The sequence below is a fragment of the Acidobacteriota bacterium genome, assembly GCA_016195325.1.
Classification (GTDB): Bacteria; Acidobacteriota; Polarisedimenticolia; order JACPZX01; family JACPZX01; genus JACPZX01.
Genome location: JACPZX010000018.1, coordinates 117,464 through 129,373 on the forward strand (window position 1 = coordinate 117,464; position 11,910 = coordinate 129,373).

The window sequence follows — 11,910 nt, forward strand, 5'->3', positions numbered from 1 at the left end:
TCGAATCGGCGACGGCCATTGTACCGGCATGCCCGTGTCAGCGACAACACGCGCGGGCGGAGATGTCTTGACCCGCCGGCCCGGCGCTCCCTACGATGGCCTCGGGAGGGAGGCCCGTGGGGACTGTCGCGAGAATCGCGGTCGTCGGCGGAGGCCCCGCCGGAGCCGCCTGCGCCGAGGCGCTCGCGCGACAGCGGGCGACGGCGGTGACCCTCTTCGAGGCGCGGGACGGGCACGAGAAGCCCTGCGGCGGAGGCGTCCCGTCCGCCGCCCTCCGCGAGTTCCCCGCGCTCCTTCACGAGGCGCTTCCGCGGCGCATCGTGAGGCGGCTCGTCCTCATCTCGCCGGCCGGGCGCGCGGTCCGCCTCGAAGCCCCGGAAGGAATCCACGTCTTCCGCCGGAGTGAGCTGGATGCGTTTCTCCGCGCGCGGGCGGAGCGCGCGGGCGCGACCCTCGTGCGCGCGCGCGTCACCGGAGTGTCTCCCGGGGATCCCACCGGCTGGCGGCTGGACGCCGCCGGGGTTTCGTCGACGACCTTCGACCATATCGTCGGCGCGGACGGCGTCAACGGAATCGTGAGGCGCGCGATCGAGCCTTCGACGACGGATCGGGAGCTGACCCTGGCGCTCTTCGCGTACCTCCCGTCCAGCGGAGAGGCCGAGATGATCCTCGAGTTCCTGGATCGCGGACGCGGGTACATGTGGGTCTTCCCGCGGCTCGATCACGTATCGGCGGGCATCTGCGCCCTGAGCGGGACCCTGACGCGAGCGAGCATGGAGGAGAGGCTCGAGGAGTTCATCTCCCGGAGGATCGGGGGGGACTCGCGGGCGCGCGTCCGAGGGTACTTCATCCCTTCCATTCTGCGCCCACCCGCCGACGCGCGCGCCCGCTCGATCGCGCTCATCGGCGATGCCGGAGGGTTCGTCGATCCGCTGACGCGGGAGGGAATCGCGCACGCCATGCGCTCGGGAGTCCTCGCCGCGGAGAGCTTCGAGCGGGACGGAACGATTCGAACACCACCGCTTCCCGCGGAGCTGGCCTTCGCCCACCGCTACCAGCACCCGTTCTACCGGACGGAATTCACGGAGACGATGACGGGCCTCGCCGGCCGATCGCTCGCGCTCCGTCGCGTGCTCGCGGACCTCGTCTGCGGGGAGCAGAGCTACTCGAAGCTGAAACGACGGCTGCTGTGGAACGCGATCCCCTGCGGGCTCGAGGCGGGCTGGCGCCTCGCGACGTCGCGCCGGGTTTACCTGGGCTCGCCCGCCCAGTAGTGGCACTGCTCGCAGTTCCCGCGGCCCGGCGGATGGTTCGGCGACCGCGGACTGGCTCCCGACGATCCGTGGCACGTCATGCAATCCACGGGGTTCCCGCGCGCGGCGAGATGCGTCCCGTCCGCGGGAATGTCGGGCCGGGCCTTCTGAAACGTGTACGCGACGAGAAACGCGGCGCCGATCAGGACGACGGCGATCAGCACGATCCATCGGATGCGGCTCACGTTCCATTCTCCTCTGCGGCGCGGCTTGACACCCGTGCGGACAGCAACCTACCATCGCCTTTCCATCATTTCAGAACGTCATCCGGGCCGGCGTAGCTCAGTGGTAGAGCAGCTGATTCGTAATCAGCAGGCCATCGGTTCAACCCCGATCGCCGGCTCCAGGACGCCCCTCGCTCCCATGGACAAACTCCCGTCTCAGGGCGGCGCAAGAGAGCCGGAGGGCGCGCTGGAGCTCCGCCGCGCCATCCCGCTCGCCGGCGGCGAATTCCTCGCCGCCGCGCTCACGCATCCCGCTGTCACCGAGGAACACGTCGTCCTCATCACTCGAAACCGGGCGGCCGGCGCCGCGCTCCTCGCGCGCATCGCAGAAGATCCGCGCTGGAACCGCGCCTACCCCGTCCGGCGCGGGCTGGTCGGAAACCCCCACACGCCGCGGCACGTCGCCGCGCGGCTCGCGAAAGATCTCTACTGGCGCGACCTCGCCGCGGTGGCGGACGACGCGGCGCTGAGCGCGACGCTCCGCAGGACCGCGGAGACATGTCTCCTCGATCGCATCCCGGATCTCACGATCGGCGAGCAGATCTCTCTGTCGCGGATCTGCGGGCGCGCTCTGCTTCCGAAGCTCCTCGACGCGTCGGATCCCCGGGTGGCGAGCGCCGCGCTCTCGAACGGAAGGATGACGGAAGCCGACGTGGTCGCGCACATCCAGAGGGCGGGTGCCCGCGCTTCGACGATGGAGTGCATCGGGAGTCACGCGCGCTGGCGCGAGCACTACGCCGTCCGGCTCTCCCTGGCGCGCCAGGCGGCCACCCCGCTGGCGATCGCCCTCGGCATGCTCACCACGCTCACGAAGGCCGACCTCGGCGCGCTCGCTGCGATCCCCGATCTGGCGCCCCTCGTGAGACGGGCCGCCGAGCGCGTGATCGCGGCCGGGTCGGGAGGGCGGGGAGATCCGGAACCCGGGGATCCGCGCCCGGCTTGACACGTCCGCCGATTCGCCCCTAAATTGGAGAATAAGCATGATTTAACCCATCTAATCCGTTGGCCCCGTCGAGAGTCCGGCGATGGCTTCATTCGGCGAAGAACTACGAAGAGAGCGCGAGCTTCGCGACATCTCCATCCGGGAGATCTCGGAGGCGACGAACATACCCTCACGCTTTCTCGAAGCCCTCGAGCAGAACAACTTCTCGATACTCCCCGGAGGCGCGTACAATCGCGGGTTCATCCGCTCGTACGCGCGCCACATCGGGATCAACATCGAGGAGATGATCAACGCCTACTCCCAGGAAGTGGGACGCCAGGAGGCGAATCCCCCGATCGACGCGCGCCGGAGCGCGCTCCCGCCGGGCGCGCAGGCATCGAACGGCGCCGCAGGTCTCATCGCCGGGATCAGCGTCCTCGCCGTCGCCGGCGCCATCGCCATCCTCTACTACTTCGCGGGAGCCGCGCTCAGGAGGACGCCGGCGCCGGAATCCCCCGCGGTCGCGCACGGCGTCGCCCTCAAGGCGCGCGTGAAGAAGTCCGGCGCGCTTCCGAGTGAACCCGGCGCGACCCGCCCGGAGCCTCCCCCCGACGCGGCCAAGGCCGTCGCGGGATCCGCGGCGCCGGAGATTCCGGCGGCGGCTCCCGGCGTGGAACGGCTCGTCAAGGTGCGCGCGCTCGAGACGACTTGGGTCCAGCTCACGTGCGCGGGCGTGGCTCAGTTCAGGGGCGACCTCTGGGTCGGATCCGAGAGGCACTTCCCGTGCCGCGAGCCGGTGGTCCTCAGCGCAGACAACGGCGGGGCGATCGAGTGCGCCGTGGACGGAGCCGAGGTTCAGCTCCTCGGCGATCGAGGGGAAATCGTCAGGGATCGCCCGATCCCGATCCAGCGACCGCCCGCGCCGGCGGCGGATCCGGCGGTCAAGGCGAAGCCGCGACCCGCGGCCGCGACCCCGGCCGAGGCCCCCGGCCGGATCTCCTGATCGATGCCTGATCCCGGAGGTGGGGCCGGTCCGGCTCAGGGCGAGCGACCGGAGGACCTCCTCGTCGACTCCATACTGGCCGGGCGCGCCCCGAGAGCGGTGCGTCTGGCCGCCGCGCGCGGCGCGCTCCCCGTCCCACGGGCCAGCGTCCTGCGGCTCCTCGTGGCGCTCGTCCCGGACGGCGACGAGGAGATCCGCCTCGCGGCCGGCGCCTCACTCGGCGCGTGGACGCAGGAGGAGCTGCAACAGCTCGCGGCCGACCCCGACACGGGCCCGGCGGTTCTGGAGTATCTCCTCCGCAGCCCGGCGGCGACTCCCAGACTTCTCGAGATCGTCCTCTCGCACCCCGGGACGCCCGTCGACGCGATACTCGAGGCGGCCCGCACGTTCGATCCGCCCGGACTCGACGCGCTGCTCCTGAACCAGACGCTCCTCATCCAGCACCCCGAGCTGCTCGACGCGGCCGAAGCGAACCCCGCGGCCACGCCGAGCCATCGCGCGCGCCTCGTCGAGATCCGCCGCCACTTCTTCCGCGCCCCGTCGCGCCCGGACCCGGCCCCCGAGGCTGCCCCCGGTGCGCCCATCCCGGCTCACGAGACCCCCCCGCCGTTCCCGGCCGTTTCGGACGAGGCGCCTCCGGCGTCGGGCCAGCCGACCCCGGAGGCGCCGGCGCTCCTCGACGAGGGGCCGGAGCATGAAGGCGCGATGCAGCGGATCTTCAAGATGAACGTCGGCGAGAAGATCGGGCTGGCCGCGAAGGGGACCCGCGAGGAGCGATCGCTCCTCATCCGCGATTCCAATCGTTCGGTCCAGGACGCGGTGATCAACAGCCCCAAGCTCAGCGAGAGCGAGGTCGAGACCATCGCGAAGATGCGCAATGTCAACGAGGACATCCTCCGGCAGATCGCGGGCCACCGTGACTGGATGAAGTCGTACGCCGTCCTGCTTGGGCTCGCCACGAATCCCAAGACCCCGATTGGCATTGCCATGAGCCTCCTCGCGAGGCTCAACACCCAGGACCTCAAGTCGCTCCAGAACGACAAGAACGTCTCCGAGGCGATCCGCAGGACCGCCCGGAAGCATGTCGAGGCCCGCGTCGCGGGCCCGCGCTCGGCCGGGCGCGGAGGGCACTGATCGCGCCGGCGTCCGCGAGATTCACGACGCCTAGACACACCCGGGTGAAGTGGATATCCTGTCCTGCCACTTTGCAGCAGCGCCGGAGAACTCCCGATGAAAGTCGCGCACAAAGGCCTCTCCGATGTCGGTCGGAAGAGGGAGCACAACGAGGACAGCTTCGCGGTCATTCCCGAGGACAATCTCTTCCTGGTCGCCGACGGGATGGGAGGACACGCGGCGGGAGAAGTGGCTTCGCGCATCGCCGTGAATGCCATCGCGGATTTCATCGCCTCGACGCGCAAGGACGCCGAGATCACGTGGCCGTACGAGTACGACACCAACCTCTCGGTCGCGTCGAACCGGCTCAAGACGGCCATCCGCCTCGCGAACCAGAGAATCCTCGACACGATCGCGGAACGCCGGGATCTCGAGGGAATGGGCACCACCCTCGTCAGCGTGCTCCTCAGCGACGGCATGGCCTGCGTCGGCCACGTCGGCGACAGCCGCTCCTACCTGGTTCGTGGAGGGGAGCTCTCGCAGGTCACCGGCGATCACTCCTGGGTGAACGAGCAGGTGAAGCTCGGGTTTCTCACCAAGGAGGACGCGGTGCGCCACCCGTTCCGCAATGTCGTCACCCGCGCTCTGGGATCGAAAGAGGATGTCCAGGTCGACATCAGCGAGAAGCCCTTGCAGAAGGACGACACCATCCTGCTCTGCTCCGACGGGCTGAACACGATGGTCGACGACAGGACCATCCTCGATCTCGTGCAGCGATCGAGCGGCGACGTCGAGACCGCGGCGAGAAACCTCATCGCGAAGGCGAACGAGGGAGGCGGTGAGGACAACGTCACCGTCATTCTGATGCGCATCCTCGAGCCCTGACGTCCCGTGAGCGCCGCCGTCACATCCTTGACGCCCCTCGGAACGCTTCCCTATACTCGTTCGCTTGCAGACGGAGCGCAGTCGACATGAGGCGCGCAGTGCGCGGATGACACTCCGGCCGATTCTCGCGGCCGGCCTCGCCGCCCCCCTCATCTTCCTGACCGCGCCTTCGCCCGTCGCCGCATCCGGTGATCCGCGAACGGCCCGGAGCGACAGCGTCTCGTTCGATCAGATCGTCGACGATCTCCGGCGATTCCACGACACCTCGCGGGTCGCCGTCGGCCGGGACGGCGCCTTCGACGAGATCCTGGGACATCACCCGTACCCCGGATCGTGCGCCACACCGCTCCTCATCGCGCTGAATCAGGCCGCTCCGACCCTTCCCACGGCGGCGCGCTCGCTCGTCGCGAGGCTCGGACCGGCCGAGGATCCCCTCGCGCCTTCGCGCTCTCTCCTGATCGACGGAGGCGCGGGCCTCGGGGCGTTCCGGCTCCGCTACCGGGTGGAGACGGGCGAGCCCGGCTCCCTGAAATCCGACGACGAGGACGGGGACGGGATCCCCGACGAAGCCGCACGCATCGCAGACCGCGTGCGGGATGCTCACGCCTCGATGTCCGCGACCCTCGACCAGGCCGGGATGCCCACGGCGCCGATCGATGCCGCCGGGCGCGTGCACGACCTGGAGATCACGGATCTCCCCGACGGGATCAGCGGCTGGCTCCTCCCCGGCGCCGGCGAGCCGCGAATCGTCGTCGATCGCGACGCCGTGCTCTCGCCCGACGGCCCCGGCGTCCTGCGTCACCAGCTGGCGCACCTTTACCAGGTGATCCTGACGCCGGACGAGTCGCCGTGGTGGTACGAAGCGCACGCGCTGTGGGCGGAGGATCCCGCAGGCGTGCTCGCGCGGACTCACGCGCGCGCCGTCACCGCCTACTTCGGCAGCGCGGCGTCGGGGATGGAGCCCGACGCCCTTCTCGCGTGGGAAGGGGCGCTCGTGTGGCCGCACTTCCTGATCGAGAGCGGAGGCGCGCCTCGGCTGCTGTCGCGCATGTGGGACGAGATGGCTTCGGTGCCCGGGAACAACACGCTCGCCGCCATGGACACCGTGCTCGTGCAGGAGCGTGGGGCGGGGCTCGCCGAGCACGTTCGCTCCTTCAGGATCTGGAACCTCTTCACGGGGGCCGCGGACGATGGCCGCCACTACTCTTTCGGGCGGGATCTCCCGGCGCAGGCGCCGGAGTCCGCGCGCACCAGCCCCTCCCCCCTGAGCGTCCGGGGCGCGCTCCCACCCCTCGGGGCCACGGCGATCCAGATCGCGTCTCAGGACCGCCCCGGCGGGTGGGTGGTCGATTTCGAGGGATGGTCACCGGGAGCCTGGGACGTCGCGATCCTCACGCTTCCCGCGAACGTCGGCGAGTCGCCGCGCCTGGCGACGCTGCGCGTCGGCGCCGACGCGCGAGGCCGGATGGTGATCCCGTGGCGCGATCTCGCGGGCGTCGTCGTCGTCGTTCAGAATCTGGCCCCCGGACGCGGCGCCGCGCTCCCCTACAATCTCGCCGCACGCCACGATCCGTCGGCCCCCTTCGACCTGCTGTCGTTCGCGGCCGAGGCCCAGAGCGACTCCGTCGCGCTGCGCTGGACCACCGAGCCCGAGATCGACCACTACCTGCTCCATGGCATCACGACCGATGGCTTCGTGGAGCCGACGTACGCGACCGCCGTCCGCCTCGGCCAGACGGCCGGCGAACCCGGGCCTCACTGAGCCGGGTCGGAGATCCGCCGTGACCCAGGGCATCCGCTCGGGGAACCTTTCTCCCCTCGCGGGGTCTCCCACAGCGGAAGCCTCGGGGGAGCGACGCGATCTCGACGCGGCGGCCGTCGTGGAAGCCCACGCCGACTTCGTGCACTCGATCTGCCGCCGGCTCACGCGCGACACCGAGGAAGCGCGGGAGCTGTTCCAGGAATCGTTCGTCCGCATCCTGAACGGGCTGCCGGCATTTCGAGAGGATGCGTCGGTCCGGACCTGGATCTGCCAGATCGTCATGAACACGGACCGCAACCGGCGCCGCTGGTGGAGCCGGTTCCGGCGGAACTTTCAGGCCGCGGAGCCGGCCCCCGGCGCCGCGGGTGAGGGACCCGGGCTCGAGCCCGCCGACAGGGGCGCGGGCCCCGAGCGCGCCGCGATGGGCGCCGAGGCGCGCTCGCGCATCGAATCGGCGCTCGCGGCGCTGCCGGACGACCAGCGGCTCGCGGTCGTTCTCCGCGACGTCGAGGGGATGAGCTACGAAGAGATCGCCGCGGCGACAGGAGTCGAGGTGGGAACGGTCAAGTCGAGAATTGGACGCGCGCGCGCAGCGCTGCGGGTTCGCCTCGCCGACCTGGTCGATCGGGCGAAGCCGGAGGCCTCCCGATGAGGCCCCCGTGCGAGGACGTCCGGGCGGATCTCAGCGCGATGATCGACGGAGCACTCTCCTCTCGCAGGGCGAAGGAGCTCGACGACCATCTCGCCGGTTGCGGCGCGTGCCGCGCGGAGAGGGACGCCCTCAGACGCACGTCGACCCTCCTCGCCGAGTCCGGGGGTGAGAGAGCGCCGAGGTCATGGGTCGGCGAGGCGGTCCGCCGCGCGAGCGGCCCCCGAGGCAAGGCGCCGGCTCGGAGCGCGCTCCGCCCGGTGTGGGCGCTTCCTTCCGTGGCGGCGGCCCTGGCTCTCGCCATCGTGTTCGTCGCGCTGCGCGTGAATCAGAGCGTCCCGGCGCCGGCCGCGCCCCGGTCCGCTCCGGCCGCGACGCCCGAGCCCGCCCCGCCGGCCGGGGCGTCCGACGCCCCGCAGCCGGAAGCTCAATCCCCCGCGCCCTCGCGCCTGGTTGCGGAAGCGAAGAAAGAGCGTGCGGCCGAACCCGTCGCGGACAAGGCCGTCGCGGCGCTGAAGGCGAAGCCCGAGGCCGCGCCCCGCCTCGAGGCGGCGCCCGTCATGGAGATGGACGCCATCTCCCCCGCCCCTGTCGCGACGATCGAGCTTTCGGACATCCGGTTCCCGGCACCCGCCCCTCCGGCGGCCGGGGCCGGGGCGCCGGCGGAGCCATCCCGCGACGCCGTCTCCGCGCCCTCGGCCGTGGGCGGCGCGGCGAACGTCGGGGCGACGGGCTCGCGATCGGTGAGGGTGCGCGTGCGTCTCGACGGCGATTCCCGGGTCGTGAGCGCGGAGCGCGCAGGCGACACCCCCTCGGGCGACGACGCGGCGTTCATCGCGAGCCTCAAGGGTGCCGTCCTCCGCCTCCCCGCGGACTCCGTCGCCCGCGAGGCCGCGGCGAAGGACTCACGGCTGTCCTCGTTGACCGCCCTGCGCAAGAACGCGCGCGCCGACGCGGCGCTCCGCGAGCTTCTCGTCGAGATCCGCCTCCCCGCTTCCCGGAATCCCTGAGCGGCCCCGGCGCTCGACTCCCCCTCGATCGCCGGGGGGTATACTTGCGCTTCACGTCCGCGATGAGCGGCCCCCGAGAGACCAGACGTCACCTATGAACGGCTCGATTCTCGACGAGATACGCGCTTCCGTGCTCGCGCGCGCCCGCGCCCTGTACGGTGTGGATCCCCCCGAGATGGCGATGGAGTACCCGCCGCGCGCGGAGATGGGAGACGTCGCAAGCCCGCTCGCGTTCGAGCTCGCGAAGCAGTTGAAGCGCAACCCCAGGGCGATCGCCACGGAGATCGCGGCCGGCCTCCCGCTCCCCGGGAGCGTCGCGAAGTGCGAGCCCGCGGGAGGCGGATTCCTGAACTTCCACCTGAAGCGCGAGCTCGTCCCCGCGCGCCTGCGGGCGTCGCTCCTCGCGCCGGCCGCACCTGCCGGCGAGCGCGACGGCAAGATCATCGTCGAGCACACGAACATCAACCCCAACAAGGCCGCGCACATCGGACACCTGAGGAACGCGGTCCTCGGAGACACGCTCGTCCGCCTTCTCAAGCACTCGGGCAGGCGGGTCGAGGTCCAGAACTACATCGACGACACGGGCGTGCAGGTCGCGGATCTCGTCGTGGGGTTCGTCCACCTAAGGAAGATGACGCTCGACGAGGTCCGTGGCGTGGACGGCCGGTTCGACTACTACTGCTGGGATCTCTACTCGGAGGTCACGGCGTTCTACGAGGGCGACCGGGCGCGTCTCGATCTCCGGAGCACGGCGCTGAAGCACATGGAGGAGGGAATCGCCCCCGAGGCGCCCCTCGCCCGCTACGTCGCCGACCGGATCGTGCGCTGCCACCTGCGGACAATGGAGCGCATCGGTGTGCGCTACGACCTGCTCCCGTGGGAGAGCCACATCCTCGCCATGCGCTTCTGGGCGAAGGCGTACGAGAAGCTCAAGGCCACGGGCGCGGTGCGGCGCGTCGACGAGGGGGCGCGCGCCGGGTGCTGGATCATGGACATGCCGTCGGTCGACGACGGGCAGGGAGACGAGGCGAAGATCATCGTGCGAAGCAACGGCACGGTGACCTACGTCGGCAAGGACATCGCCTACCAGCTCTGGAAGTTCGGCCTGCTCGGCGCCGACTTCGGCTACACCCCTTTCGAGACGCGGCCGGACGCGGGCATCCTCTGGTCGACCACCGCGGCGGATGGATCCGAAGCCCACCCGCCGTTCGGCTCGGCGCGCGAGGTCTACAACGTCATCGACGTGAGGCAGGCGTATCTCCAGCGCGTGGTCGCGCAGGGGCTCCGGGCGCTCGGCCATGGCCCGGAGGCCGATCGCTCCATCCATTTCGCCTACGAGATGGTCGCCCTCTCCCCCGCCTGCGCCCGCTCGCTCGGTTACGCCGTCGAGGAGGGCGCCGACGCCCGCGCGGTCGAGATGTCGGGGCGTCGCGGATACGGCGTCAAGGCGGACGACCTGCTCGACGCCCTCGAGAGGGAGGCGCGCGCCGAGGTCGCCAGGAGATCCCCGAGCCTCGAAGCCGCCGAGATCGACGACATCGCCAGGAAGGTGGCGCTCGCCGCGCTGCGGTACTTCATGATCCGCTTCACGAGGAACCGGGTGATCGCCTTCGATTTCGAGGAGGTCCTCAGCTTCGAAGGGGAGACGGGGCCTTACATCCTCTACTCAATCGTCCGGGCCGGCAACATCCTGAACAAGCTCCGCGAGCGCGAGGGAACGCTCGCCGGGACGGACCCCGCCGCGATCTTCGACCGTGCCGACTGGGGGCTTCTGGGCGCCTCCCCCGTCGACGATCACTGGGAGCTGCTCGCGCTCCTCTCGCGGTTCGACGAGATGGTCGCCGCCGCGCTCCGGACCCAGGAGCCGTCCTCCTTCGGCCGTTACCTCTTCATCGTGGCGCAGAAGTTCAATCACTTCTATCACCAGTTCCCGGTGCTCCAGGAGCCGGATCCGGGCCGGCGGGCTGCCCGAGCCGCCATCACCTGGCTTTTCAGGGAGACGATGACCCGCGGCTGCGGCCTCCTCGGATTCAGCGTGCCGCACCGCATGTAGAACCCCCTCCCGCAACCTTGACTTGGCCCGGGATGTCCATAAGAATGCGGCGCCGTGGCAGATCCCGTTGTGGTGCTCGTCGCGCCGGCCGTCCATGGCGGCGCGGCCATGAAAGAACGCCTCAGCTCGCTGGGAATCCGCTGCGAGCTCATCGACTCCTCCGGACCTCCGCGCGGGTGGCGCGCCGCCGATGGGGACCTCCTGCTCGTGCTCGATCCCGAGGGTTTTTCCAGCAGCGTTCCCGTCCTCCTGTCGCGTCGCGCCGGCACGCGGCTCGAGGATCTGCCCGTCGTCGTCATCAGCGCCGTGAGCACCGTTTCCCCGGTGGACGCCTCCCAGGTCGACGAGATCCTGGATCCCGCCCTGCCGGATTCCGTGCTCCTTGCGAGGCTGAGGGTCTGGGCGCGCTGGGGCGGACGCGCTCGGAAGATCGGCGAGCTCGAGGCGCGCCTGAGGGATGCGCAGGAGATCGACCCGGTCACGGGCCTGCCGGGTCACCGGTCGTTCCAGGATCGCCTCGACATCGAGGTCCGGCGATCCGAACGGTACGGCTCTCCGCTGGGTCTGATCCTGGCCGATCTGGACGGCACGCGGTTCATCAACGACCGGTACGGCCACAAGACCGGGGACCGCGTCCTCCGCGAGATCGGTGAGACGCTCCGGCACGCGGTGCGCGACGTCGACATGGTCGCGCGCTACGAGGGGGATCAGTTCGGCATCCTGCTCCCGGAGGCCGCCGCGGACACGGCGGCGAAGGTCGTCTCCAGGTTGCGGCACCTCGTCTCGAGCCTCATCTTTCGCGGCGAGTCCGCGGCGGCCGGCCCCTCACCGCTCCTGAAGATCCACGTCCACTTCGGCCTCGCCGGGTTGCCCGACGAGCGCCTGAAAGGAAAGAGCGCGCTGCTGGAGGCCGCCACCGCCGATCTCGAGAGAGAGCGCGCGACCCGCACCCCTCCGGCGATCCTCGCCTGACCCA

At 70.6% G+C, this 11,910-nt stretch carries 11 protein-coding genes and 1 tRNA gene; 11 read left to right on the forward strand and 1 reads right to left on the reverse strand.

Annotation, left to right across the window (positions count from 1 at the left end; all coding sequences use genetic code 11):
• The first annotated feature begins 116 nt into the window (after positions 1-116).
• Positions 117-1,274 carry an NAD(P)-binding protein gene (locus HY049_04110; GenBank protein MBI3448093.1) on the forward strand — a complete coding sequence of 386 codons (1,158 nt, stop codon included), beginning with the start codon at positions 117-119 and terminating at the stop codon, positions 1,272-1,274.
• Here the strand turns inward: HY049_04110 and HY049_04115 are convergent.
• On the reverse strand, positions 1,250-1,498 hold the full coding sequence (locus tag HY049_04115) for a hypothetical protein (GenBank protein ID MBI3448094.1): 249 nt from the start codon (positions 1,496-1,498) through the stop codon (positions 1,250-1,252). The two genes, HY049_04110 and HY049_04115, sit on opposite strands and share 25 nt — an antisense overlap.
• Positions 1,499-1,584: 86 nt before the next feature.
• Between HY049_04115 and HY049_04120 the strand changes: the two genes are divergently transcribed.
• The 10 genes from HY049_04120 (at position 1,585) to HY049_04165 (ending at position 11,906) form a co-directional block, all read left to right on the forward strand.
• Positions 1,585-1,659 (forward strand) — tRNA-Thr (locus HY049_04120).
• Positions 1,660-1,676: 17 nt separating this feature from the next.
• Positions 1,677-2,480, forward strand: coding sequence for a hypothetical protein (locus tag HY049_04125; protein MBI3448095.1), 804 nt, complete (start codon positions 1,677-1,679; stop codon positions 2,478-2,480).
• A gap of 82 nt (positions 2,481-2,562) precedes the next feature.
• Positions 2,563-3,462, forward strand: coding sequence for a helix-turn-helix domain-containing protein (locus tag HY049_04130; GenBank protein ID MBI3448096.1), 900 nt, complete (start codon positions 2,563-2,565; stop codon positions 3,460-3,462).
• Positions 3,463-3,465: 3 nt separating this feature from the next.
• Positions 3,466-4,596, forward strand: a complete 1,131-nt coding sequence (locus HY049_04135; GenBank protein MBI3448097.1) for a hypothetical protein — start codon at positions 3,466-3,468, stop codon at positions 4,594-4,596.
• A gap of 96 nt (positions 4,597-4,692) precedes the next feature.
• Positions 4,693-5,460, forward strand: a complete 768-nt coding sequence (locus tag HY049_04140; protein MBI3448098.1) for a Stp1/IreP family PP2C-type Ser/Thr phosphatase — start codon at positions 4,693-4,695, stop codon at positions 5,458-5,460.
• 106 nt (positions 5,461-5,566) lie between these two features.
• Positions 5,567-7,222 carry a hypothetical protein gene (locus HY049_04145; protein MBI3448099.1) on the forward strand — a complete coding sequence of 552 codons (1,656 nt, stop codon included), beginning with the start codon at positions 5,567-5,569 and terminating at the stop codon, positions 7,220-7,222.
• A 19-nt stretch (positions 7,223-7,241) separates the two neighbouring features.
• On the forward strand, positions 7,242-7,874 hold the full coding sequence (locus HY049_04150; protein MBI3448100.1) for a sigma-70 family RNA polymerase sigma factor: 633 nt from the start codon (positions 7,242-7,244) through the stop codon (positions 7,872-7,874).
• A complete protein-coding gene (locus tag HY049_04155; GenBank protein ID MBI3448101.1) occupies positions 7,871-8,881 on the forward strand; it encodes a zf-HC2 domain-containing protein in 1,011 nt (336 codons plus the stop codon). Before HY049_04150 ends, HY049_04155 begins: the two co-directional genes overlap by 4 nt.
• Positions 8,882-8,975: 94 nt before the next feature.
• A complete protein-coding gene (locus HY049_04160) occupies positions 8,976-10,934 on the forward strand; it encodes an arginine--tRNA ligase (GenBank protein MBI3448102.1) in 1,959 nt (652 codons plus the stop codon).
• Between the two features lie 54 nt (positions 10,935-10,988).
• Positions 10,989-11,906: a GGDEF domain-containing protein gene (locus tag HY049_04165; GenBank protein ID MBI3448103.1), complete on the forward strand. Its 918-nt coding sequence runs from the start codon at positions 10,989-10,991 to the stop codon at positions 11,904-11,906.
• Positions 11,907-11,910 lie beyond the last annotated feature (4 nt).

Coding starts and splice junctions, on each gene's coding strand:
- HY049_04125 (MBI3448095.1), top strand. CDS start 1,677: ATGGACAAACTCCCGTCTCAGGGCGGCGCAAGAGAGCCGGAGGGCGCG.
- HY049_04130 (MBI3448096.1), top strand. CDS start 2,563: ATGGCTTCATTCGGCGAAGAACTACGAAGAGAGCGCGAGCTTCGCGAC.
- HY049_04135 (MBI3448097.1), top strand. CDS start 3,466: ATGCCTGATCCCGGAGGTGGGGCCGGTCCGGCTCAGGGCGAGCGACCG.
- HY049_04140 (MBI3448098.1), top strand. CDS start 4,693: ATGAAAGTCGCGCACAAAGGCCTCTCCGATGTCGGTCGGAAGAGGGAG.
- HY049_04145 (MBI3448099.1), top strand. CDS start 5,567: ATGACACTCCGGCCGATTCTCGCGGCCGGCCTCGCCGCCCCCCTCATC.
- HY049_04155 (MBI3448101.1), top strand. CDS start 7,871: ATGAGGCCCCCGTGCGAGGACGTCCGGGCGGATCTCAGCGCGATGATC.
- HY049_04160 (MBI3448102.1), top strand. CDS start 8,976: ATGAACGGCTCGATTCTCGACGAGATACGCGCTTCCGTGCTCGCGCGC.